The organism is Kribbella rubisoli (assembly GCF_004217145.1).
Classification (GTDB): Bacteria; Actinomycetota; Actinomycetes; order Propionibacteriales; family Kribbellaceae; genus Kribbella; species Kribbella rubisoli.
Genome location: NZ_SHKR01000013.1, coordinates 19,353 through 44,313, shown reverse-complemented (window position 1 = coordinate 44,313; position 24,961 = coordinate 19,353). Strand labels below are relative to the sequence as shown.

Annotated in this window: 18 protein-coding genes and 1 tRNA gene; 9 read left to right on the top strand and 10 right to left on the bottom strand. The window is 68.6% G+C overall.

All coding sequences use genetic code 11. The features are described 5' to 3' along the window. Window positions 1–70 precede the first annotated feature (70 nt). Both EV645_RS20210 and EV645_RS20205 read right to left on the bottom strand, forming a co-directional pair. Complete coding sequence (locus EV645_RS20210; protein WP_130445526.1) at window positions 71–1,102, bottom strand: hypothetical protein; 1,032 nt, start codon at window positions 1,100–1,102, stop codon at window positions 71–73. A 3-nt stretch (window positions 1,103–1,105) separates the two neighbouring features. Continuing rightward, complete coding sequence (locus tag EV645_RS20205) at window positions 1,106–2,152, bottom strand: hypothetical protein (protein ID WP_130445525.1); 1,047 nt, start codon at window positions 2,150–2,152, stop codon at window positions 1,106–1,108. A gap of 191 nt (window positions 2,153–2,343) precedes the next feature. Between EV645_RS20205 and EV645_RS20200 the strand changes: the two genes are divergently transcribed. Beyond that, entirely contained in the window at window positions 2,344–4,968 is a 2,625-nt protein-coding gene (locus EV645_RS20200; RefSeq protein WP_130445524.1) for an ATP-binding protein, read from the top strand. 33 nt (window positions 4,969–5,001) lie between these two features. On the opposite strand, the gene EV645_RS20195 is transcribed toward EV645_RS20200, so the two are convergent. Next, window positions 5,002–6,126: an endonuclease gene (locus EV645_RS20195; RefSeq protein ID WP_242000534.1), complete on the bottom strand. Its 1,125-nt coding sequence runs from the start codon at window positions 6,124–6,126 to the stop codon at window positions 5,002–5,004. Window positions 6,127–6,470: 344 nt separating this feature from the next. After that, a complete protein-coding gene (locus tag EV645_RS20190; RefSeq protein WP_130445523.1) occupies window positions 6,471–7,256 on the bottom strand; it encodes a PrsW family intramembrane metalloprotease in 786 nt (261 codons plus the stop codon). 240 nt (window positions 7,257–7,496) lie between these two features. Between EV645_RS20190 and EV645_RS20185 the strand changes: the two genes are divergently transcribed. Then, complete coding sequence (locus EV645_RS20185; RefSeq protein ID WP_130445522.1) at window positions 7,497–11,114, top strand: S8 family peptidase; 3,618 nt, start codon at window positions 7,497–7,499, stop codon at window positions 11,112–11,114. Window positions 11,115–11,198: 84 nt separating this feature from the next. On the opposite strand, the gene EV645_RS20180 is transcribed toward EV645_RS20185, so the two are convergent. From EV645_RS20180 to EV645_RS20165, 4 genes are all read right to left on the bottom strand, one after another. After that, on the bottom strand, window positions 11,199–12,173 hold the full coding sequence (locus EV645_RS20180) for a helix-turn-helix domain-containing protein (protein ID WP_130445521.1): 975 nt from the start codon (window positions 12,171–12,173) through the stop codon (window positions 11,199–11,201). Between the two features lie 278 nt (window positions 12,174–12,451). After that, the gene (locus EV645_RS20175; protein WP_130445520.1) at window positions 12,452–14,287 is read right to left on the bottom strand and encodes a hypothetical protein; all 1,836 of its coding nucleotides are present in this window, start codon (window positions 14,285–14,287) and stop codon (window positions 12,452–12,454) included. Then, entirely contained in the window at window positions 14,272–15,027 is a 756-nt protein-coding gene (locus tag EV645_RS20170; protein WP_130445519.1) for an ABC transporter ATP-binding protein, read from the bottom strand. The genes EV645_RS20175 and EV645_RS20170 overlap by 16 nt, the downstream gene beginning before the upstream one ends. Before the next feature lie 158 nt (window positions 15,028–15,185). Continuing rightward, a tRNA-Leu gene (locus EV645_RS20165) sits at window positions 15,186–15,269 on the bottom strand. A gap of 170 nt (window positions 15,270–15,439) precedes the next feature. Here EV645_RS20165 and EV645_RS20160 point away from each other — a divergent pair. From EV645_RS20160 to pknB, 6 genes are all read left to right on the top strand, one after another. Beyond that, window positions 15,440–16,270 carry an FhaA domain-containing protein gene (locus EV645_RS20160; protein ID WP_198681756.1) on the top strand — a complete coding sequence of 277 codons (831 nt, stop codon included), beginning with the start codon at window positions 15,440–15,442 and terminating at the stop codon, window positions 16,268–16,270. Window positions 16,271–16,280: 10 nt separating this feature from the next. Further along, a complete protein-coding gene (locus EV645_RS20155) occupies window positions 16,281–16,763 on the top strand; it encodes an FHA domain-containing protein FhaB/FipA (protein WP_130445517.1) in 483 nt (160 codons plus the stop codon). A gap of 10 nt (window positions 16,764–16,773) precedes the next feature. Continuing rightward, window positions 16,774–18,168 (top strand): PP2C family protein-serine/threonine phosphatase, encoded by a 1,395-nt coding sequence (locus tag EV645_RS20150; RefSeq protein ID WP_130445516.1) that lies wholly within the window; start codon window positions 16,774–16,776, stop codon window positions 18,166–18,168. Then, entirely contained in the window at window positions 18,165–19,550 is a 1,386-nt protein-coding gene (locus tag EV645_RS20145; RefSeq protein WP_130445515.1) for an FtsW/RodA/SpoVE family cell cycle protein, read from the top strand. Before EV645_RS20150 ends, EV645_RS20145 begins: the two co-directional genes overlap by 4 nt. After that, window positions 19,547–21,001, top strand: coding sequence for a peptidoglycan D,D-transpeptidase FtsI family protein (locus EV645_RS20140; protein WP_130445514.1), 1,455 nt, complete (start codon window positions 19,547–19,549; stop codon window positions 20,999–21,001). The genes EV645_RS20145 and EV645_RS20140 overlap by 4 nt, the downstream gene beginning before the upstream one ends. 123 nt (window positions 21,002–21,124) lie before the next feature. After that, window positions 21,125–22,963 (top strand): Stk1 family PASTA domain-containing Ser/Thr kinase, encoded by a 1,839-nt coding sequence (pknB, locus tag EV645_RS20135; protein WP_130445513.1) that lies wholly within the window; start codon window positions 21,125–21,127, stop codon window positions 22,961–22,963. Between the two features lie 51 nt (window positions 22,964–23,014). On the opposite strand, the gene EV645_RS20130 is transcribed toward pknB, so the two are convergent. Both EV645_RS20130 and EV645_RS20125 read right to left on the bottom strand, forming a co-directional pair. Then, complete coding sequence (locus EV645_RS20130) at window positions 23,015–23,632, bottom strand: aminodeoxychorismate/anthranilate synthase component II (RefSeq protein ID WP_130445512.1); 618 nt, start codon at window positions 23,630–23,632, stop codon at window positions 23,015–23,017. A gap of 17 nt (window positions 23,633–23,649) precedes the next feature. Then, window positions 23,650–24,387, bottom strand: coding sequence for a DUF881 domain-containing protein (locus tag EV645_RS20125; protein WP_242000533.1), 738 nt, complete (start codon window positions 24,385–24,387; stop codon window positions 23,650–23,652). Between the two features lie 134 nt (window positions 24,388–24,521). Between EV645_RS20125 and EV645_RS20120 the strand changes: the two genes are divergently transcribed. Further along, window positions 24,522–24,782 (top strand): cell division protein CrgA, encoded by a 261-nt coding sequence (locus EV645_RS20120; protein ID WP_130445510.1) that lies wholly within the window; start codon window positions 24,522–24,524, stop codon window positions 24,780–24,782. Window positions 24,783–24,961: the final 179 nt, after the last annotated feature.

Genomic DNA, 24,961 nt, shown 5'->3' with positions numbered 1-24,961 from the left:
GCGACCACAGTCCTCTCGGGCGGATAAGTTAGGCCTACCTAAGTAAGCCTAACCCACCCGCCCGAAGGGCTCAGGTCCCGCGGATGTAGAAGACCTTGCTGACGCCGGCCTGGTAGTTGTAGCAAAGCGGGAAGTACACCCGGTACGGGATCAGGCCCTTGTACGCCGGTTGCGCGTTGAGCACGAACTTCCCGCTGTACGAGCGGATCGCGCCGGCCGGGCTGACGGTCTTCCACTGCGTCGCGCCGTACAGCCGCTGCAGGTACACCTTGCAGGACGACGGCGCACCGGCGACCACGCCGTTCACCGGAACGATCGTGCCGACCGCTGCGCTCGTCTTCGACGGGGTCGCGGAGACGACGCCGGGCCGCGCCGGCACGAGTCCGAGCCCGCCGTTCGAGGACGGGTTGCCGGGCAGCAGCAGGCAGTTGACGTAGTCGGCGAGCGACGCCGGGTATGACTTGGTCACCGTGCCGGCGATGTCGGTGAGGTTCGTATAGCCCGGGCCGATGTATTCGGCGCACGTGTTGTCATTGCCGAGCACCACGCGGAGCCGGCTGCCGTACGGCCTGCCGGTCTGCGAATCGACGATCGCCCACTTGATCGAGTACGGCTTGCCGAACGGCACGACCTTCGGGATCACCGACGCGCTGATCCGCGGGATGTGTGTCCCGATGACCGTGAGCGACGGACCGCTGAAGGGCGTCGGATCGGTCATGTCACCGCTGCCCGGGAAGAACGGGCCGTGGATCACACCGGTCACCTTGAACGTCCCGTTGGCCGTCGAGGGCACGTACAGCCGACCGCTCCAGGTGCCGTTGGCGAGCCGCGGCAGGCTGGTCGAGATCATCGACTTCTCGGAGCCGGAGCCGCCGGTGCGCTCGAGGATGACGAGCACCGGAGTCTTCGCGTCTTCCGCGTCGGTGAACTTCCCGGTCATCGTCACCGTGACCGCGGCGGTGTTGAGGCCGTTGACCGCGACGGCCGGCTGGTTGATCGCCACCGCGTCGATCTTCAAGTTCGGGTCCGGGCTGGCCTGGGCGGTGATCGGCACCGCCCCGAGCCCCAGCACGACCAGTGCGGCAAGGATTCGAGCATTCATGGGTCAGAACCCCCTGATCGTGAACGTCTTGGAGACAGCCGCGACGTACGGCTGACAGGCGGGGAAGTACGCCCGGTACGGGATCAGACCCCGGTACGACGGTTGCGCGTTGAGCGTGAACCGGCCGGACTGCCGCACAGTGCCGGAGCTGACCGTCCTCCACTGCGTCCGGCCGTACAGCCGCTGCAGCTGGATCGGGCAGGACCCGATCATGTTCGCGACCGAGCCGTTGACCGGGACGATCGTGCCGACCTTCGCGCTCGCCTTCGAGGGCACCGCGGCGATGACCGTCGGCCGCGCCGGGAACAGCCACTGCCCGACGATGTAGTACGGGTCGGTGTAGAGGTGGGCGCAGTTCAGCGCGCCGGCGTCGTTCGCCGTGTACGCCTTGGTGATCACGCCGTTCGTACCGGTCTTGTACATCGGGCTGCCGCCCTCGGCGCAGGGCGTGTCGACGCCGAGGCCGATCGGGATCCGGGTGCCGTACGGCTTGCCGGTCGCCGTGTTCGTGACCGCCCAGGTGATCGTGTACGGCTTGCCGAACGGCACGATCCGCGGGTTCACCGCCGCGGTGATCTTCGGCTGGTTCGTGCCCTTCACCGTGATCGTCTGGCCGGCGTACGGCGTCGGGTCGAACGGCGTGCCGGGATCAGGGCCGCCGTACGGACCGGTCATCACGCCGGTGACCTTGAACGTGCCGTTCGCGGTCGAGGCGACGTTCAGCCGGCCGGTCCAGGTGCCGTTGGCAAAGGTCCCGCCGGTCAGCTTCAGGTCGGCCGACACGATGTCGCCGCGCCCGCCGGTGCCGCCGGTGCGCTTCAGGATCACGTTCAGCACGATGGTGTCGTCGGGCACGCTGGAGCGGTAACCGCCCTTGACCGTGACATTGATCGGGTACGTGTTCAGGCCGGACACCGCGACCGACGTACGGTCGAGAGTGACCTGGGTGATCGTCAGGTTCGGATCCGGGTCGGCCTGCGCCGCTGTCGGAACCGTACCGAGGAACAGCCCCAGCAAGGACGCTGCCGCCGTGACCGGTGTGATTCGCATGCACTGAGCGTGACAGCGGTACAGGCCGCTTCCAAGCCTTGCGGCTCAGAACTGCTCGATCGGGCCGCCGCGTGTAGACCGGTTGCCGGCCCGTCAGATAGTGGCCCGATTCAACTGCCGGGCGGCGATTGTTAACCACCCAGTCATGTACAGACCGTGTCGGGTACGGCTACGGTCCGCACGCTGGTCCAATGAGTTCGGTCTTCGGCAGCGATCGGTACCCGGCGTACTCGGTCATCCGAACCGACAAGGTCGGCAACCCGATCTCGCTCGGCAACGTCCTGCCGGAGAGCCAGGCGATCCTCTTCACCGGTCCGCCCGGTATGGGCAAGACCTCGGAGCTGTACCGCGCGGAGGACCTGGCCGAGGCCAACGGCTGGTCCACGATCCGGATCAACGCATCCGCGAACGCACCGCTCGAGCACCAGCTCACGATCGCGATCCGGTCGAGCATCGACGAGCTGCGCAAACGGTTCAGCCGCCGCGCGGTGCGCAAACTCGACAACACGGTCGGCCAGCTGACCCGCAGCGGCGGCAACAAACGGCTCGGCGTCGAGCTGCGCTTCGGCGGCGGCCCGTTCCCGATGGAGTACGTCGGGAAGATGGAGCGCGACACCACGGCGTACAGCGAACTCGGCACCACGCTGACCGATTTCGCCGACGAGCTCGGCAAGCTGACCGGGGACAACGGCCGGCCGATCCTGCTGCTGGTGGACGGAATCGACCAGGCGCTGGAGAACGACCAGGCCGGGCTGAACGAACTGGCGATCCACATCGAGCAGATGGACCTTCCGGTCTGGCTGGTCGCGGCCGGCGGAGCGCGGTCGACCTGGTCGCTGATGAACGCCTCCCGGCGGATGTCCGGCATCGCCACCACGATCAGCAATCAGTTCGACGTCCGCGAGCTCGGGCCGCTTCCCGACGATCAGGTCTGGAAAGCCCTGACCCTGCCGCTCCAGGACCACGGGATCGCGTACGAGCACGACGCCATCGACCGCCTGGTCGCGTCCGCGAACGGCGACCCCTCCCGGCTGCGGTCGCTCAGCCAGGCCGCGATCGCCTACCAGGACCAGCAGGCCGGGATCACGGTCAGCTCGGTGCAGGCGGCGATAGCCCACGTCAACGCCGACGCGGCCGAGACGTACCAGGACCACTGGAACCAGAAGAGCACCACGCACGCGCAGAAGGATCTGCTCGTACTCGTCGCGTCCCAGGGGCCGAACAGCGTGTACATGCCGGCCGTGACCCAGGCCGCCGGCCCCGGCAAGTGGCAGGAGATCGACCAGGCCCGCCAGCAACTCGTTGCCCGAGGCATGCTGCGCGAGCACGGCGGGGGCGTCGTCACGATCCCCGACGAGGGATTCCGGGACTGGGTCAACGACTACGTCGGACAGACGCCGGATCCGGTGCCCGAGCTGACCGACGGTCCAGCCGTCTCCCGCGGCGACGTGGCGCTCGCGCCGGTCCACCCGACCAGTGATCGCGAGCTGGTCAACCAGGTGTTCGGCATCTCGGGCCAGCTCGTTCACGAGGTCAAGCGGACGGACGCGCAGGGCCGTCCGATCTCGCTCGAGGACCGCGGTCCGACCGGCACCTCGCTGCTGTTCACCGGCGCGCCCGGCAGCGGCACCAGTCATGAGCTCACCCGGACCAAGGAGATGGCCGACGCGGAGGGCTGGATCGCGATCCAGCTGGACGCGTCCCGGCGGGAGGGGCTCGAGGCCCGGTTCATCCGCGCCGTCCAGGGTGAGATGGATGCCATCAAGAAGCAGTACCCGGCCGGCGAGGTGCGGGAGCTGAAACAGCTCCTGAACCGGATGGCGGTCCGGACCGCCAACTTGATGAAGACCAATCAGCTCCGCTTCGGCCTCGCGCCCGGTCCGAAGGTCGGCATCCACAAGAGCACGGTGGAGGGCATCAAGAAGGACTCGGTCGGCACCACGCTGAACGAGGTCGCGGAACACCTCGGCAAGATGGCGCACCCGAGCCGGACCCCGATCCTGGTGATGGTCGACAACCTGGACGCCGCGTCGAAGGAAGACCTGTACGTCCTGACCTCGCTGTCGGCACATCTGAAGGAAGTCCGGCATCCGATGTTCCTGATCGCCGCCGGCGGCGAGGAGGCGACCAGTCGGTTGCTCGAGGCATCGGGTGGGCACGCCGGCACCGAGACCAAGGAGGCCGGCAAGTTCGACGTCCGCCGGCTGCAGCCGATCCACTCCGACGAGTTGCGGCGCGCGCTGACCGTGCCGCTCGACAAGGCCCGGGTCAGGTACGAGCCGGAGGCCGTCGACAACCTGGTCGCGGCGGCGAACGGCAACCCGACCCGGCTGCGCACCCTGGCCGCCGCAGCGCTCGAGCTCACCGACCACGGCCAGGGCATCACCGCCGACGTCGCCGCGACCGCGACCGCACGCCTGAACGCGCAGTCGCGCGCCCTGTACGACGCCGCCTGGTACAACTGCTCGCCCAACGAGAAGGAACTGCTCGCGAAGACCTCGGTGCAGGGGCCGAGCGGGATGGTCATCCCCTCCCGTTCCGAGCCGGCCGGGCCCGGGCGATGGGACCTCGACGAGGCATCCCACAAGCTGATCTCCCGCGGGCTGCTGACCCGCACCGGCTACCAGATCCGGGTCGCCGATCCCGGCTTCCAGGACTGGGTGCAGACCCGCCTCGGCTTCGCTGCCGCACAATCCGGCATCGCCCGTCCGCAGGTCGTCGCCGGACAGGTCGAGTCGGGTTCGAACGCGCCTCGGCCCGCCCTGGGTCAGGGCGGGCCGAGGCGCGAGGACGTGCAGGTCAACCGGCAGTTCTAGGGTCTAGGCCCTGTCTGGTGATCCAGCCAGGGCCTAATTCGGCCAGATGGAGTTGACCCACTCCGGGTGGTCGATGAACGGGTTCCGGTTGTGCTGGAACTGGTTGTAGATGACCTCGTTGCGGTTCTTCTCGAACGCGTCCGGCGGGTCGGCCGCCGCCCACGCCTTCAGCACCGACAGCTTGCCGATGTACGGCGCGGTGCCGTTGCCGACCGAGTTGTTCACCTCGAGGTTCGGGAACCCGTCGCCGCCTTCGTACCGGACCGCCATGTAGAAGATCATCCGGGCGACATCACCGCGGGCCGCCGCGCGCGGGGCGAACGAGTCCGAGTCCGCCGTACAGCCGGAGCACTGGGCGACCGCCGTACCGCCGTTGTCGAAGTCGAGGTTGCCGCGCGCCGAGTTCACCGAGACGTCCTCGGGGCGGAGGTGGTGGATGTCGGTGCCCGGGCCGGTCGCCGTACCGAAGTCGCCGTGGGACTTGGCCCAGACGTGCTCGCGGTTCCAGTCGTCGACGCCGCCGCCCTCGCTGCTCTTGGCGATCGAGCGGCCGGAGTAGATCTCGATGACGTTGCTGCTGTTGTTCGGGTCCTGGTCGGTGACCTCGAGCGCGTCCCAGACCTGGTCGTAGGTGAGCTTGGTCTGGCTCGAGATGATCGTGTGCAGCGCGGCCTTCAGCGCGGCCCCGGTCTTGCCCTCGGCGCCGGCGTAGTAGTCACCCGGGTCGCCGGGCGGGTCCGTCGTACCGCCGCCACCGGTGAACGCGGTCGCGTTCTTCAGGCCGGGGTGCGAGAAGTACGCCGCGAGCGTGCCGGTGACGGTGATCTGTTTGCCGAGCAGACTCGGGTTGCTCTGCAGTCCGTACGACGCGCGGAACGCGGCCGGGATCTGCACGTAGAGCATGGACGACGTACTCGTCTGGGTCGCCGAGTCGGCGAGGGCCAGCGCGTAGTCGTTCGGGAAGTTGCTGCGGACAACGGTGCTGGTGGCGGTCGGCTGGCCGACCACGTACCCGCTGACGGACGCCGTGGAGTTGTCCTGGCGGCCGATCGCTGTCGCGACGGTGATCGTGGTGGCGGCGTTCGACGGCGTGATGCCGAAGCCGAGCAGTGCGAGAACGGCGGTGACGAGCAGCGCCGGACGGAAGAGTCGGGACACGGCTACTCCCAGGGGCGGTTGGGGACCGGACGGTGGTCAGTCTGCCCAGCTTGCCGGGCCGCGGAACATCCGGATTGCGAACACCCGATGAAGGTTTGAACCGGTGGGGCGGTGAACGAGTGAGTGCCGTTCATCGCCCCACCTGGGTGGATGGGTCCCCATCAGGCCGTGACTGTCCGCCGCAGCCTGCTTGCCCACCCACCAGCGAGGTACTACTGGCGGGCAGTACCTCACCGACGAGGGTGGCGTGATGGCGGACGCCGTTTACGGACCGTACTCACTCCGGCACGCGTTGTCCATGGCTCGCGACCGCGATCTCACCGTACTGACAGGTCACTGACCCGTCAGACGGTCACCGCGGCGGAATCGGTCTTCTGGGCGCGCTTCAACCCGAAGAGCAGCAGGCCGATGGAGATCGCGCCGACGACGGCATAGGTGATCTTGCCGCCGATCCCGTCCCAGGTGGTGTGCAGCGCGACGGCCAGCGCGTACATCCCGACGAAGCCCGCGAAGTGCTTGCCGCTCGGCGCCGTCACGTACCTCCACAGCCCCCAGCAGGCGAGCCCGGTCCAGGCCGCGTGCCCCGCCGGCGACAGCAGCCCGCGGATGAACAGCGTCTGCTCGGCGGCGCCGACGTTCCCGTTCGACTGCAGCAGCGCGACGAACGCGTACCCCATCGTCTCGAGTACGGCGAACCCCGTGCCGACCGCGACGCCGATGACGATCCCGCGCCCGATCGACGTCCGGTACCGGTGCCCGAAGAAGATCACCAGGATCGCCGGTACGACGAGCTTGGCCGCCTCCTCGATCAGCCCGACGCCGACCATCGGCAACGTCCCGAGCCGCCGCATCGCGTCGTACTCGAGCAGGCCCGCGACCACCACGCCGACCACGCCACCGAACAGCACACACCCGCCGAGCGTCGGCCCGTCGATCAGCCACCGCCCGGACCGCCCGGCCGCGAACGTCACGAACGTCAGCGGTACGACGAGCGCACCGAGCAGGATCATCGTCGGGAACAGGTTCGGGTTCCCGGTATCGGTGAGCACGGCCAGCACCGCGAGATACAGCCCGGCGCCGACCAAGAACGTGCCGATCCACCCCCACCTACGTATCACCTGAGCGGTCATGGGGCCCTCCCGGCCTGGACTGAGGAGTGTAGGGAGCGAAGCGACCGGAGCGACGAGGGAAGGCCGGGAGCCAAGGGCTCCATGACCCGCCGAGCCGGAGGCGAGGCCAACAGTATGGCGTGGTTGCGCCATGTCGCAGCTACGGCAGTGATGGACAGGGCTGATTGCTGTGACCTGATTGCAAACTCTGTCGGAAGAAGAGGTGGTCCTGCCCCCAACCTCTCGAAGGAGAATCCGCCTATGTCCTCCACCCGCCTCACCGCCGCCACCCTCGCGGCGATGCTGACCCTCGGCGCGCTGTCGGCGATCCCGGCCGCCGCCGCCCCGCCCACGGGATCCACGGCGATCAAGTCCTCCGCCGTCACGCTGATCACCGGCGACGTCGTCGAACTCACCGACGCCGGCGGTGGCAAGAAGGCTGCCACCGTCACACCGGCGCCCGGCCGTGAAGGCGTCTCGTTCCACACCATCGAGGTCGACGGCGGACTCCGGGTTCTGCCGAGCGATGCTGTCCCGTACATCTCCACCGGCGTCCTCGACGTGGACCTGTTCGACGTCGACGAGCTGATCGCCGACGGGTACGGCGCCGCCGCCAACCTCCCGCTGATCGTCAAGGACACGCCCGGCCTCCGGGCCGAGCAGAATCTGGCCGGTACGACGACCACGCGCCGGCTCCCGTCGATCGGCGGCCGGGCTGTGGACGCGGCCAAGGACCAGCTCCCCGCCCTGTGGAAATCGCTGAAGCCCGCCACGGGTGCCCGTTCGCTGAACAGCGGGATCACCAAGATCTGGCTCGACGGCAAGGTTCGTCCGGTGCTCGACAAGAGCGTCCCGCAGATCGGTGCGCCCGACGCATGGAAGGCCGGGTACGAAGGCACCGGCGTCGAGGTCGCCGTACTGGACACCGGCGTGGACGCCACGCATCCGGACCTGACCGGCAAGGTCAAGGAGAGCGTCGACTTCTCCGGCAGCCCGAGCGGCACCGTGGACCACTTCGGCCACGGCACGCATGTCGCCGCCACGATTGCCGGCACCGGTGCCGGCGCGGGCGGTACCCGCAAGGGCGTCGCGCCGAAGGCAGACCTGCTGGTCGGCAAGGTGCTCGGTGACGACGGGTACGGGTACGACTCCTGGATCATCGCCGGGATGGAGTGGGCCGCGACCGAAGGCGCGAAGGTCGTCAACATGAGCCTCGGCGGCGAAGCCACCGACGGCACCGACCCGCTCAGTCAGGCCGTCAACGACATCACCGCCCAGACCGGCACCCTCTTCGTCGTTGCCGCAGGCAACGAAGGTCAGGACGAGACGGTCGGTACGCCGGGCGCCGCCGCGTCCGCGCTCACCGTCGGGGCCGTCGACCGCAACGACCAACTCGCGGACTTCTCCAGCCGTGGACCGCGTCTCGGCGACGCCGGCCTCAAGCCCGAGATCACCGCGCCCGGCGTCGGCATCATCGCCGCCCGGGCGGCCGGCACGATCATGGGCGACCCGATCGACGAGCTCTACACCTCCGCCTCCGGTACGTCGATGGCGACGCCACACGTTGCCGGTGCAGCCGCACTGCTCGCGCAGCAGCACCCGGACTGGAAGGCCGACCAGCTCAAGAACGCGCTGGTCAGCACGGCGAAGACGCAGCCTGAGCAGACCGTCTATCAGCAGGGCGCGGGCCGGGTCGACCTGACTCGTGCGGTCGCGCAGAAGGTGACCGCGAGTGGCGTCGCCGACTTCGGCCTGGAAACCGGCACCCGCACAGTTACCTACAAGAACGACTCCGCTGCACCGGTCACGCTGAACCTGGCCGCTCAGGTCACCAACCTCGACGACAAGCAGCCGGCGACCGGCTTCACCGTACCCGCGACCGTGACCGTTCCTGCCAATGGCACCGCCGACGTACCGGTGACCCTCGACCCGGCCAAGGTCGGCCGCGGTCAGTACAGCGGGTGGATCGTTGCCACCGGCCCCGATGGCGTCGTCACCCACACCGCGGTCGGTGCGCTCCGGTCCGGTCCGAAGTACAAGGTGACCCTGCGCGCGGTCGGCCTGGACGGCCGGCCCACCGGCGTACCGGTCATCTCGTTGTTCGGTGACAACTCGCGGTCCGACGTCCTGGCGTGGATCCCGGACGGCGCGTCGTACACAGCCGAGGTTGAGGAGGGCACGTACCTGCTGCACTCGCTGGTCGAGAACTCGGACCCGCAGGACGAGCAGGTCAGCCTGTTCACCGACCCGAACATCGTGGTCAGCAAGGACACCGAGATCGTGATCGACGCGCGGAAGGCCGTCCCGATCACGATCGAGACGCCGAAGCCGTCGGAACAGCAGGCGGTGCTCAGCTACTATGTGCACCGCGTGTACGCCAACGGCCGCTCGATCAGCCACGGTGTGATGCACTTCAGCACGGTCAAGCAGGTCAACGTCACGCCGACCAAGCCGGTCAAGGACGGCACCTTCGAGTTCTCCTCCCGCTGGCAGCTCGTCGCCCCGCTCGTCCAGGCCGCGGTCCCCGGCGTCCCCGGCCCGCTCGACATCAACCTCCTGCACCAATCCCCGTCGTTCGACGGCAAACGGCGCTTCCCGCTCGTGTACTCGGACGCGTCGCTGAAGGGTGTGCGGGCTGCGGTCGCGGTGCTGGACTCCAGCGAGGACGGCTGGGGCAACGGCAGCGAGCACGACCAGATCGTCGCGGCCGCGAATGCGGGTGCCGCGGCCGTGATCCTGGTCCGTCCGCCGGACTGGTCCGCCTGGACGGTCTGGCGTCCGGTCGGCGACCGGGAGCCGATCCCGGCGATGGTCACCACCTCCAAGGACGGTCACAAGCTGATCGACCGGGCCCGTCGCGGCAAGGCGACGATCGACCTCACGCTCACCACCTCCAGCCCGTACCTGTACGACGTACAGCAGGTCTCGACCGGATCGATCCCGGCGAAGATCGACTACAAGGTGACGCCGGCCAACAGTGCGCGCATCACGACGCGGTACGCCGACAACGGCGGGTTCAACTGGGCGAAGGAGCAGCGGTTCGGCTGGCGTCCGTGGCAGGAGTTCTCGTGGAACGACTCCCAGCGGTTCGTGGAGACGCCGAAGGTGCGGGAGGAGTGGGTCACGTCCGGTGACTCGCTCTGGCAGCACCGGGTGCACCACCTCTACACCTGGGACGACATGAACCCGCTGGCCGGCGGGATGACGTCAGTACCGCGCTCGTACCGGACTGGTACGTTGGACGAGACGTGGTTCGGACCCGTCGTACGCCCGGCTGCAGCGCCTGGTGTGCAGTCCACCCGTACCGGGGACCGGCTGTCGCTCCGCATCCCCTCCTTTGTGGATGCGGCCGGGCACTACACGGTCGGCGAGACCACTGCGTCGTCGGCGACGCTGTCCCGCAACGGTCAGGTCGTCGCCGAGCTACCGGACGCGTGGGAGGACGTGATCACGTCCAGCGACGACTCGGCATACAAGCTGGACCTGACCACCGAACGCAAGGACTCCGAGGGGGAGTGGAACTGGGGTACTCACACCGAGACCTCCTGGGAGTTCCGCTCAGCCAAGCAGCCTGACGACAAGGCTGTTGCGCTCCCGCTGCAGCAGGTCAACTACACGGTTCCGGTCGACCTGACTGGTCGGGTCGGGTCGCGTACGCACGCCATCAGCTTCGAGTCGCCGCGGGCGACCTCGCTGCAAGCCTGGGCGTCGTACGACGAAGGCAAGACCTGGAAGCGGCTCGTCGTGATCGGCGCCCTCGGCCACTACCTGGCCGTCGTACCGAACGCCCACGACACGGTCTCCTTGAAGGTCGCCGCCACCGGACCGACCGGCGCCAAGATCACCCAGACCGTGATCCGCGCCTACGGCGTCCGCTGACCCGCGCCGCTGGCGGGTTGTTTCATCGCTGGCGGGTTGTAGCACGCCAGCCGCGACACAACCCGCCAGCGGTGCCTCAGGCAACTAAATCCAGCCGCGCTTCGCGGCTTGATAAGCAAGGCCGGTGCGGGTGTCCACGCCGGCTAGCGCCATCAGCCTGTCCAGGCGGCGCTGGACGGTACGGCGGCTGATCCCGAGCTGGTTGGCGATCGACTTGTCGGGGACACCGGCCACCAGCAGGGAGAGGAGCAGCCGCTCGGAGTCGTCCAGGCCCTGGACCGGCTCGGCGGCGTCGGGCTGGAGCCGGACGGGTGTCGCCAGCTCCCAGTAGCTCTCGAAGAGCGCCAGCAGTGCGTCCAGGAGCTGGCCGCGGTTGATGATCGCGGCAGACGGTTCCCCGATGCTCTCGTCGTCGCGGACCAGCGGGCAGATCGCGGTCGACCGGTCCACGATGGCGATCCGCACCGGCAACGTCGGCAGCACCCGGGCTTCCTCGCCCCAGCTGACCCCTTCGGCGATCGAGTCGAGCTCACCGGGCGTCTCGATCAGCGCTCGCTCGTAGATGGCGCGGTACCGGACGCCGCGCGACAAAGCGCCGTACTCCTCGGTGTTCTCGGCGCCCTGCATCGCCAGCGGGTTCGCACGGCAGAACCAGAGGATCTCCTCGCGGGCCGCGTTCTGCAGGTCACGCAGCCGTTCGCGGAGCGTCGTAGCCCCGATGATCACCTCGACCAGGTGGTGGGCGTCCCGGCGGCTGGCGCTGGCCCGGAACTCCTCGCTCAGCGCGGCCACGGTCTTCCGGGCGGCCTCGAGCGACTCCTGGCGGCGCAACAGCGTCGTACCGAAGGCCACGTCCGGCGGCAGCGGGCTGAAGACCGGCTCGTCGGCCGCCTGGACTGTGACGAGCCCCTTCGCCTGCAACCGCTGCAGCACTTCGTCAGTCTCGTGCTGCGGCAACTCGGCGACCTCGGCGAGCTCCGCGGCCCGCGCGGCGGACAGGCCGACCAGCAGCCGGTAGGTCTGCTCCTCACGCGCATCGAGCAACGAGCCGTCGTGCATTCCACCCCACCTCCGGGGGCCCACCCTTTCAGGAATTGTTGGCACTGTTTGGTCACGGCACTGCAGTGTCATCACGGAATGTCTGAAGGCCCGTCACTTTCCGGTCAGACGCCAGCGGATCTCGCCGCCGCCGAGCTCACCGCCCTGGAGAAAAGAAATGATCATGAGCTTGACCGACTACGCCGGGATCGCCGGCCTGTTCGCCGCGGCCGCAGTTGCTGTCTGGATGCTGCGCAACCACCGGACCGTCGCACCGACGGCCCGGCACCGAGGCGCGCCTACCCTGCGGCTGCCGCGACCGACGCACCCGGAGCGCGCTTCCTCGCGCGGTAGTAGGTAAGCCCGCCGAAGGCGTACATCGACAGGCCCAACGCGGCCATCAGCACGATCACGATCCACTGCCACGGTCCGGTCTGGTAGAGCGCCAGGAACCAGGACCGCGTGTCGTCGTTCCCGGTCAGCTTGAAGATCGCCGGTACGACGGCCTGGGGGAACAGCGGGATCGCACCGAACCCGAGGCACAGCCCCGCCAGGGTCCGCTTCCACTTGGGCAATGCGTCGAGCCCTGCGGTCTTCCTGGCCTGCTCCGCGGGCGATCTGCCATGCCTGAGCAGCGTGAGGAGCTCGGGACCACGCCGGTCGAGACGCCGGATCGCCAGGCGGCCGAAGTACCACCACGCGAGTACGCCGGACAGCACTCCGATCGGCACGCCCCACCAGCCGGCGTTGAGCGCCACGATCAGAGCCGGGGCACAGGTCGACGCGACCAGCACGAGCATCACGTAGACGATGCCCATCGTCTCGCCCTCGTTCTCGCCCGAGTTCAGCGGATTACCGGACCGCTTGTGCGCATCAGTCGTCGGTACGGCGGCGTACACCGAACTGGCCACGACCAGACCGGCCGCGCCACCGAGCAGTGCGGGCAGCACGCTCAACACGAGCGGCCAGGCGCTGGCGTAGCCGGACCACCACGTCAGCAACAGGGTGATGACCAGCGTGAGCGGACCGAAGACCAGCAAGAACGCGCGCTGGCGGGCACGCACATCCGGACCATTGGCGCCGGGCGTCATCAGCGTGCTCCACAGCGCCGTACCGTCCGCGCCATAGAGGTTGGCGGACATCGCGGCGGCCATCACGACGGCGGCTGGACCTGCCCACGGCAGCATCGCCTTCCACCCGAGTGCCAGCGGCATCATGCAGAAGAACAGGCCGTAGCTGATCGCGAAGACCGCCTTGTGCCCGTAGAGCAGGTCTCGCGTCCACGAGCGCAGCTCCTTGGCGGCTGCACCACTCCGCGGATCGGTCCCACTCAGCGGGCGTCCTACCTTGCCGCCGGCTCTGGACGCAGTGGTCCGGCGTACCAGCAGCGCCGACCAAGCCACGAGCATCAGCACACCCAGCACGACCAGCCCGGCCAGTGCTGCGAGCACTCTGAGCCAGTCACCACGTCCAGCCGCTTCTACGGCCACCAGACCCCAACCAGACGGTGCGATCCGCGCGGCCTTGGCCAGCGTGCCCTGTACGTCGGTGGACACGAACGCCACGATCAGCGCCCAGCCCTGAGCCGTGAACGCAAGGATGAACGCGTTGACCAGCGCTGCGATCACCGCACCGGCCCGCACCTGCAGCAGTACGCCGTACACCGCGACGGCGAGCCGGGACGCGAGGATGAAGCAGAAGAGCTGGAGCAGTAGTGCCGGTATGGCGATCAGAGCGGCGGCGACGTTCGCGCCGGCGATGGCGAGACTCAGCAGAGCGATCAGGCTGATGACCGGTGCGACGCCGGCCAGCGCAGCCACCAGCAGACCGGTGGAGAGCGTGCGCGGCGACAGCGGCATCATCGTGAAGTACTCCGGCCTGAGCGTCTCGTCGCCGCCGCCCGCGAACAGCGGACCGACCACCCAGCCGAGCATCCAGACCGCGAGCACCACGACCAGAACGTCGTTGTCGCCCTTCGCCGCGACCCAGATCGTCCCGGCCGCGAGCACCAGGCCGACGAACCCGCCGGTGACGATCCAGGTCAGTCGCAGCTGGTCCCTGAGCGCATGCCGCAACGCGGCCAGCCGCATGCGGACCAGCGTGTGCGAGGTGTTGTACGTCAGTGCGAGAGCCACGTCAGACCGTCCGCTCCACGCGTCGACGCGCCGACCAGCGACACGAACGCATCCTCCAGAGTGGCGCCGGCCTGCACCTCGGAAACGGTGCCTGCGGCAACTACTTTGCCGTCCGCGACCACTGCGATGCGATCACACAGCTGCTCGACCAGCGCCATCACGTGACTCGACATCACCACCGAGCCGCCGCCGGCGATGAACCGGTGCAGGATGGTCCGGATCGTCGCCGCGGACACCGGATCGACCGCCTCGAACGGCTCGTCCAGCACCAGCAATCGCGGCGCGTGCAGCAGCGCGACCGCGAGGCCGAGCTTCTTCCGCATGCCGGTCGAGTACCCGATCACCTGCTTGTCGTCCTCGTGATCGAGCTCGAGCACCTCCAGCAACTCGGCGGCCCGCCGCCCGACCTCGTCCTCCGGCAACCCGCGCAACAGCCCGAGGTACGTCAGCACCTCCCGCCCGGTCAGCCGCTCCGGCATCCCCAACCCATCCGGCAACACCCCGACCAAGGCCTTCGCCTTCGGCGACTCCCGCCAGACATCCACCCCGAAGATCCGCGCCGTACCGCCATCCGGCCGCAACAACCCGACCGCCATCGACAGCGACGTCGTCTTCCCAGCCCCATTAGGCCCCAACACCCCGAAGAACGACCCCGCCGGCACACTCAGACTCAGCTCATCAACCGCCCGCTCCTCGCCGAAGACCTTCGTCAGCCCCACCAGCTCGAGTGCTTGCTCCATACCGAACACTCTTCCACCGGGCACCGTCCCCCGACGTCCCCCGGACGGCTGATGGTCCTTATCCACCGGATGGCGCTCCGGTTACCGTTCGTAGCGAGTGACAGCCGACACAGCCGGGAAAACAAAAAGTCCCGGTCGATCGACCGGGACATTCTTTGTGCGCGAGGGGGGAGTTGAACCCCCACGCCCTTTCGGGCACACGGACCTGAACCGTGCGCGTCTGCCTATTCCGCCACCCGCGCGCAGTCGCCGGATGGTGCTCCCGGCGACGAGAAGGAACATTAGCACGGGTTGTCCGGGTGCTTCACATTGCGGGTTCGGTCGAACCTCCCGATACGATCGATCGTCGTACCCGGTGTGTCCGCCTCGACCGGTGGACGATCTTTGGCGTACCGACCGTGGAGGAGGAGGCGTGCGACCGCTACAGCGCTTCGAGCGACGCCTGGAAGGCATTGTCAGCGGTGTCTTCGCGCGCGCTTTCAAGGGCGACGTCGAGCCGATCGAACTCGCGGCGGCTCTCAAGCGTGAGATCGACAACACCGCGCGGATCCTGTCCCGGGACCGGCGGCTGGTGCCGAACCACTTCATCGTCGAGCTCGGGCCGGACGACTTCGAGCGCCTCAACGCCTACGGCCGGACCCTGAACCACGAGCTCGCCAACGAGCTGCGGGACCACGCCGACATCCAGCGGTACACGTTCTCCGGGCCGATCGACATCGAGCTGGTTCAGCAGGACGACCTCCCGACCGGTAAGTTCCGGGTGGTCAGCGAGACGGTCGGGACGCCACAGCGTCGCCCGGCCGCCTATCAGCAGCCCGAGCCCCAGCCCTACCAGCAGGAGCCCTACGTGCCGCCCGAGCCGGTCAGTCCGCCGCAGCCCCAGTACCAGCCGCAGCCGTCCCCGCGCCGCGGCCACCCGCAGGTGATGCTCGAGGTGAACGGGCGTCGCCGCCCGGTCAACCCGCCCGGCGTCGTCCTCGGCCGCGGTACCGACGCGGACATCCAGATCAACGACCCGGGTGTCTCCCGGCGGCACGCCGAGATCCGGCTGATGCCGGAGGGCCCGGACGGTATCCGGGTCGTGCTGGTCGATCTCGGCTCCACCAACGGCACGCTGGTCAACGGCCGCCGCAGCACCGAGGCCGAGCTGGTCGACGGTTCGACGGTGCGGATCGGCAACACGACCATGACGCTGCGCCTCGCGGACGAGCCGATGGCCCAGCCGCCGAGCAGCGGGTGGTGACCGCAAGTCCATGTCGGAACTGACCCTGACCCTGATCAAACTGGGGTTCCTGGCCCTGTTGTGGATGTTCGTCCTCGCGGTGCTGTCCGTGATCAGGTCCGACCTGTTCGGCGCGAAGGTGGACAGCCGGGCCGCGGCGGCCGCCGTACCGCAGAACACCCGGACGCCGAAGACCGCCAAGCCGGCCAAGAAGCGCAAGGGCCTGCCCGCGTCGGTGACGATCGCGGACGGGCCGCAGGCCGGCGTCGGCGCCTCGCTGACCGAGGAGCCGGTGATCATCGGCCGCGGCTCGGACTGTCAGATCCGGCTCGACGACGACTACTCTTCCACCCGGCACGCCCGGTTGTTCATGTCCGAAGGCCAGTGGTGGGTCGAGGATCTCGGCTCCACCAACGGCACGTACCTTGACGGCCAGCGGGTCACCCGCCCGGTCCCGGCCGAGATCGGCGGTTCGATCCGGATCGGCCGGACGACGCTGAACATCGCGAAGTAGGCCTGCCTCGATGACCCTGTCGCTCGACTACGCCACACTGTCCGACGTCGGACGGGTGCGCCGCAACAACGAGGACTCGGCGTACGCCGGTCCGCACCTGCTGCTGCTCGCCGACGGAATGGGCGGCGCCGCGGCCGGTGAGGTGGCCAGCTCGGCGGCGGTCCAGGTGATCCGGCGGTTGGACACCGCCGAGATCGGCGGCGAGGACATGATCGAGGCGCTGGCCGGTGCGGTCCACCGGGCCAACGAACGGCTGTCCGAGCTGGTCGAAGAGGACCCCGAGCGCGAGGGCATGGGCTCGACCGTCACCGCGTTGATGTTCGACGGCAAGCAGCTCGGCCTGGCGCATCTCGGCGACTCCCGCGCGTACCGGATGCGCGACGGAGTCCTCTACCAGCTGAGCCACGACCACACCTTTGTGCAATCACTGGTCGACGAGGGCCGGATCTCCCAGGAGGAGGCCTTCACTCACCCGCACCGCAACCTGATCCTGCGCGTGCTCGACGGCCGCCCGGACTCCGATCCGGACCTGGAGATCCTCGACGTCCAGGCCGGCGACCGCTTGATGCTGTGCAGCGACGGCCTGCCCGACTACGTGAGCGACGAGGTGATCTCCGCCTCGATGGCCTCCGGTACGCCGGACTCCGTCGTCGTCGAGCTGATCACGCACGCGCTCGAGGCGGGCTCGAACGACAACGTCACTTGCGTGGTCGCCGACGTCGTCGAGACGGAGCCCGCGAGCGGCGTCCAGCCCCAACTGGTGGGTGCGGCCGCCGAGCTGGCCCAGGGCAGCACAGGTCGCGGCGAGCCGACGGTCGCGCTCCGCACCGGCGGCCACGGACACGGCGGCGGCGGCCACGGCGCCGCGCTCGACCCCGAAGAGCTGCGGTACGCACCGCGTCCGCCGAAGCGGTTCCCGTGGCTGCGGCGGATCGCCGTACTCGTGATCGTCCTCGGACTGATCGGCGGCGGCGGCTGGTTCGCGTACAGCTGGACCCAGAAGCAGTACTACGTCGGCACCGACGGCGACTACGTGGCGATCTTCAAGGGCGTCGAGGCGGATCTCCCGGGTCTGAACCTGTCGAAGGTCTACGAGCGGCAGTCGCTGCAGGTCGACAAGCTTCCGACGTACAGCCGGGAGCAGGTGGAGGGCAACATCCAGGCGGACAACCTGGCCGGTGCCCGGTCGATCGTCGCCGAGCTGCAGCAGACCGCTGCTGAGTGCGCGGCGAAGACGAAGCCGACGCCCACCCCGACGCCGAAGCCGAGTACGCCGCCGGTGTCGAAGCCGCCCGTCTCCAAGCCGCCGGTGACGACTCCGGTCGTGCACCCGTCGACGACGCCGACCAGCCCGGGCAGTACGACGACGCCCGGCAGCCCGGACGACTGCGACGGAGTCCGATGAGCATCGCCTCCACGTCGGTCATCCAGATCATTCCGCGTACCCGGCGCGGGGTGGAGCTGTTCCTGCTCCTGATCGCCGTCGGCGTCTCCGTCGCCGCCTACGTCAACATCGGCATCACCGCCGAGGAGGGCGTCCCGGCCAGCACCGGCCTGTACGCCGCCGGGATCGGTCTGCTCGCCCTGATCGCCCATCTCGCGCTGCGGTTCCGGGCGCCGTACGCCGACCCGGTCATCCTGCCGTGTGCCGTGCTGCTGAACGGTCTCGGCGTCGCGATGATCCACCGCATCGACCTCGGGCTGACGGCGATCGGCAGAACCAAGGGCGTCCCGTTCGCGCCGCAGCAGATCACCTGGACGGCGGTCGGCGTCGTCGGGTTCCTCGCCGTCATCATCGTGATCCGCGACCACCGGCGGCTGCAGGCCTTCACCTACACCCTCGGTCTGGCCGGTCTGGTCCTGCTCGTGCTGCCGCTCGTTCCGGGTATCGGCGCGAACGTCAACGGCGCCCCGATCTGGATCCGCGTCGCCGGGATGTCGTTCCAGCCCGGTGAGTTCGCCAAGGTCTGCCTGGTCATCTTCTTCGCCGGCTACCTGGTCGTGAAGCGCGACGTCCTCACCTTGGCCGGCCGCCGGTTCCTCGGTCTGGACCTGCCGCGGGCCCGCGACCTCGGGCCGATCCTGATCGCCTGGCTGGTCAGCCTGGGTGTCCTGGTCTTCGAGAGCGACCTCGGTTCGTCGCTGCTGTTCTTCGGCCTGTTCCTGTTCCTGTTGTACGTGTCCACCGAGCGGGCCGGCTGGCTGATCATCGGTGGCGTGCTGTTCGCCGGCGGTGCGTACTTCGCCTACGCAACCTTCGGCCACGTGCACCGCCGGGTGACCGACTGGCTGGACCCGTGGGCGATCGACGGTGGTCAGGTGAAGCTCGGCCTGATGGGTCAGGCCTGGGGCGGAATCCTCGGTCGCGGGCTCGGCCAGGGCCACCCGGAGGCCACGCTCTACGCGAACAGCGACATGATCATCTCCTCGATGGCCGAGGAGCTGGGCCTGACCGGGCTGATCGCGATCATCCTGATCTACACCCTCATCATCGAGCGGGGCCTGCGGACCGCGCTCGGCTGCCGGGACATCTTCGGCAAGCTGATCGCGACCGGTCTGGCGATGTCGTTCGCGCTGCAGGTGTTCGTGATCGTCGGCGGCGTGACCGGGCTGATCCCGCTGACCGGTCTGGCCACTCCGTTCATGGCCCTCGGCGGTACGTCGCTGGTCGCGAACTGGGCGATCATCGCGCTGCTGCTGCGGATCAGCGACCAGGCCCGGCGGCCGCAGACCCCGGCCGCTCCCGTGTCCGACGAAACGATCGCGATGGCGGTGCAGAAACAGTGAACTCGGCGATCCGACGATTAGCTGTCGCGGCGATCATCCTGATGCTCGCGCTGATGGCGAACTCGACGTACCTGCAGGCCTTCCGGGCGAACGAGATCAACGGCCGCAACGACAACAACCGGGTCCGCGACTCGCAGTTCTCGGTGAACCGCGGCCCGATCCTGATCGGCAGTACGCCGGTCGCGCAGAGCAAGCCGTCGAACGACCGGTTCAAGTACCAGCGCACGTACCCGTCCGGCCCGGTCTACGCACCCGTCACCGGCTTCTACTCCTACCGGTTCGGCCGGGGCGGGATCGAGCTGACGATGAACTCCGAGCTGAACGGCTCGGACCCGTCGATGGCGTTCCGCCGGATCATCGACGTGATCAGCAACCGGCCGCAGCAGGGCGGCAGCGTCACGTTGACCCTGAACGCGGCGGCGCAGCAGGCGGCGTACAAGGGTCTGGGCTCGAAGACCGGCGCGGTGGTGGCGATCGAGCCGAAGACCGGCAAGATCCTGGCGATGGCGACCACGCCGTCGTACGACCCGAACCGGCTCGCCTCGCACGACAGCGCGAAGGTCGACGCGGCCTGGAAGAGCCTGACCGAGGACAAGGACCGGCCGCTGTCGAACCGCGCGGCCCAGGAGCTGTACCCGCCGGGCTCGACGTTCAAGTTGGTGACCGCGGCAGCGGCGCTGTCGAGCGGCAAGTACACGCCGGAGACCAAGGTGAACTCGCCGGCCGAGCTGGTGCTCCCGCAGACGACCGTCCCGCTGGTGAACGAGGACGGCAAGAACTGCGGCGGCAGCAACAACGCGACGCTGACGGTCGCGCTGCGGTACTCCTGCAACACGGCGTACGGCAGTGTCGGCCTGGCGCTCGGGCCGGACGCGCTGCGCGAGCAGGCCGCCAAGTTCGGCTTCGGTGCGCGGCCGCTGGCCGAGCTCCCGAGCGTGGCCACCAGCCAGTTCCCCGGCGACCCGAACGAGCCGCAGACCGCGCAGTCCGCGATCGGCCAGTTCGACGTACGGGCCACGCCGTTGCAGATGGCGATGGTCGCGGCCGGGATCGCGAACAAGGGCGAGGTGATGAAGCCGTACCTCGTCCAGAACGTGAAGACGCCGGACCTGAAGACGGTCTCGGAGACCAAGCCGGAGTCGCTGCACCAGGCGGTCACCCCGCAGGTCGCCTCCCAGCTGACCGCGATGATGGTCGACGTCGTCAACAACGGCACCGGCAAGCCCGGTCAGATCAGCGGCGTCCAGGTGGCCGGCAAGACCGGTACGGCGCAGACCGCGAAGGACCGCCCGCCGTTCGCGTGGTTCACCGCGTTCGCACCGGCCGACGACCCGAAGATCGCGGTCGCGGTGCTGATCGAGAAGGCCGACATCGCCCGGGACGACATCGCCGGCGGCAAGCTGGCCGCGCCGATCGCCAAGTCGGTGATGGAGGCGGTGCTGGGCCAATGAGCACGATACGGAATGATGCCGTCACGGCGCGTCTTTCCAACGGGGAACCACGTGTGGCGGCGGCTACCGTGGGCAAGTTGAGTGTGTTTTTGTGTCTCACAGACAGGTTGGAAGGCTGAGGTCATGACATCGCAGGCACGTCTCGTCGGCGGCCGATACGAAGAAGGCGAACCGCTCGGCCGCGGCGGCATGGCCGAGGTCCGCAGGGGTGTGGACAACCGGCTCGGCCGGTCGGTCGCCATCAAGCGGCTGCGGGTCGATCTGGCCAGTGACGCCACCTTCCAGGCCAGATTCCGCCGGGAGGCCCAGTCGGCCGCCTCGCTCAACCACCCGACCATCGTGTCGGTGTACGACACCGGCGAGGAGCCCGATCCGAACGGCTCCGGCGTCACGATCCCGTACATCGTGATGGAGCTCGTCACCGGCAAGACGCTGCGGGACCTGATCCGCGAAGGCCGCAAGATCATGCCGGAGCGCGCCCTTGAGATCACCTCCGGTGTGCTCGAGGCGCTGGATTACAGCCACCGGGCCGGCATCGTGCACCGCGACATCAAGCCCGGGAACGTGATGCTGACCCCGCAGGGTCAGGTCAAGGTGATGGACTTCGGTATCGCTCGCGCGGTCGCCGACACGTCCTCCACGATGACCCAGACCGCGGCCGTGATCGGCACCGCGCAGTACCTGTCCCCGGAGCAGGCCCGCGGCGAGACCGTGGACGCCCGCTCCGACCTGTACTCGACCGGCTGCCTGCTGTACGAACTGCTCACCGGGCGTCCGCCGTTCGTCGGTGAGTCGCCGGTGTCGGTGGCCTACCAGCACGTCCGGGAACAGCCGCTGCCGCCGTCGTCGTTCGACCCGGACATCCCGCCGGAGGTCGACGCCGTCGTACTGAAGGCGCTGGCGAAGAACCGCGAAGAGCGGTACCAGAGCGCCGCCGAGATGCGGGCCGACATCCACCGGGTGCTGGCCGGCCAGCAGGTGACCGCGCCGATGGCCGCGGTCGCCGAGACCCGCGCGATGGCGCCGACCACGGTCGCGGCAGCTGCTGCCACCCAGGCCTACCGCCAGACCGCGGGGAACGACATCCTCCCGCCGGGCGGCGACGACCTGGAGGAGGAAGACGACGGACGGTCGCGGCGCAACCGCGGCCTGGCGTACTTCCTGCTCGGTCTGGCGATCGTCGCGGTCGCCGTCGGGGCGTACGCGCTGTTCACCAACATGGGCAAGAACGACAACGCAGGCGGTGGTGCGACGAACACTCCGGTGGCGAAGGTCGCCGTGCCGGACGTCAGCGGCAAATCGGTCGCCGACGCGACCGCGTTGCTGACCGACAAGGGTCTGACTTTCGCGCAGGGACCGTCCGAGACCAGCGACACGGTCGGCCGCGGCTCCGCGATCCGGCAGACCCCCACGGCCGGGACCGAGGCCGAGCAGGGTTCGACGGTCACCGTCGTGTTCTCGTCCGGGCGGAGTGCGTTCCCGGTGCCGGACGTGATCGGCAAGTCGGAGTCCGCCGCCCGCAAGGCGCTCGAAGGCACCTCCGCGAACTTCAAGGTCAAGGACAAGGTCGTCGAGCAGGACAGCGACGAGAAGAAGGGCACCGTGCTCGCGGTCAGCCCGGACCCGAACGGGCAGTACCCGTCGGGTCAGGAGTTCACGCTGACGGTATCCAGCGGCGTCACGAACGTCGAGGTTCCGAACGTCGTGACCGTTCCGGCCGACGACGCGGCCAAGCAGTTGAAGGATCTCGGCTTCCAGGTCGGGTACAAGTACGGAAATGACCCGAACTCGCCGGACGGCATCGTGCTCGCGCAGAGTATCCCGGGCGGCACCAAGAAGCCGAAGGGCACCACGGTCACGCTGACGGTCAACAACCCGCAGGAACCGACCCCGCCGCCGAGCCAGCCGACGGACACACCGACGGACAACCCGAGCTCGCCGGGCATCACGATCGGCGGATGAGACGACGGAACCCCCGGAGCGACTGCTCCGGGGGTTCTGTCGTTTAAGAGGTCAGCTGACGACCGGGGCCAGACCGACGGAGCGCGCGACCGCGTCCTGGTCACCGCAGATCGCGAGCCAGTTGGCGAGCATCCGGTGACCGCCCTCGGTCAGCACCGACTCCGGGTGGAACTGCACGCCTTCCACCGGGAGGTCGCGGTGCCGCGCGGCCATGATCACGCCGGCCTCGGTGCGGGCAGTCACCTGCAGCTCGTCCGGCACGGTGTCCTGCGCGATCGCGAGCGAGTGGTACCGGGTCGCGGTGAACGGCGACGGGAGTCCGGACAGTACGCCGGCGCCCTCGTGGAACACCTGGCTGGTCTTCCCGTGCAGCAGCTCGTCCGCCCGGCCGACGACGCCGCCGTACGCGACGCCGATCGCCTGGAGACCGAGGCAGACCCCGAAGATCGGGACCTCGCCGCCCTTCTCCTTCACGATGTCGACGCAGGCGCCGGCTTCTTCCGGCGTACCGGGACCGGGGGAGAGCAGGACGCCGTCGTATTCACCGGCCTGGTCGGGGGTGACTTCGTCGTTGCGCAGCACCGTGGTGTCGGCCTGCAGTTGCTGCAGGTACTGCACCAGGTTGTAGACGAAGGAGTCGTAGTTGTCGACGACAAGGATCCGCGGCATGCGGACCATTGTGACAGCTATCTGCCGGTGACCGACGGGCTGGCCGACGGGGTCTGTGGATAACCGGGCACGGTCGCGCTCTGGAGGTCCAGGGTGCCTTCGTAGGCCGGCATCGAGATCGACGACTCGTTCTTCACGTCGTATCCGAGCTGGAACTTCACCACGTAGTCCTGCAGGTTCTCGATGTACTGCGAGTCGTCGAGCGCCTTCTGCAGTTTCCGCCGGTCGCCGATCGCGCTGATCGTGTACGGCGGGAGGTACGGGACGCCGTGCAGTACGACCGAGTTGCCGACGCACTTGACGCCGGTCGTGGAGATGACGCGCTGGTTCTGGATCGTCATCGCCTCGGCGCCGCCGGCCCACAGCGCGTTCACCACGGCCTGGATGTCCTGCTGGTGGATGACCAGCCAGTTCTCGTCGACGTCCGGGTTCTCCTTGACCACCTCGGGCGGTGCGTCCCGGAGGGTGACGGTCAGCCCCGGGCCGACGACCGGACGGGTGCCGACCTGCTCGGACAGGTCCTCGAACTGCTTGGCCAGCTTGGGGTCGATCGATCCCTGCTGCGCCTGGAGCGCTTCGATGTCGTGGGTCAGTGCCGCGTGCTGCCGGACCAGGCTCGCGCTGCGGCGGCTCTGTTCCTCCACCAGGCCCGCGAGCGTAGTGTTGCGACTGGGCCGCAGGTCCGTGCCACGGGCGTTGGTGGCACTGGTCGCGAACAGCAGACCGGCGCACAGCAGCGCCAGCGGCGCACCCACGCGCCACAGCGAAATCCGCCTCAACCTACGCACCAGTGATCTCCACATTGCTGTCTGCACTACGCTAACCCGGACCGGACCCGCACAGGTCGTAGCGGTCAGCTTATGCGTCCGTCCTTACAAGGAGTTCAGTCGTGCCCGAGTCGAGCAGTCGCAACAAGAAGAAGACCGAGAAGGTCAAGGTCGAGAAGACCCCGAAGAGGCCGCGTACCACCAGCCGCGTGTGGGTCGCGCCGCTGATGCTGTTCTGCTGGCTGCTCGGTCTCGCGTGGCTGGTCGTCTTCTACGTGGCCGGCCAGGACATCCCGGTGATGAAGGACCTCGGCAACTGGAACCTGCTCATCGGCATGGGCCTGATCGCGGTCGGGTTCGTGGTCTCCACACAGTGGGTCTGACCCCTCTCACCCGTTGACCTCCGCCGGGCCCCGGGCGCCCCGGCGGATGTTGGTCGCGAACAGGAATCCGAGCACCGCGAGCATGGCCAGGCTGGCGCCGTCCTGTAGAGCCGGTTATCCCCTGCTGTTGTGGGTTCTCCGCTCGCACACCAGCAGAGAACCCGCAACACGAATGGATA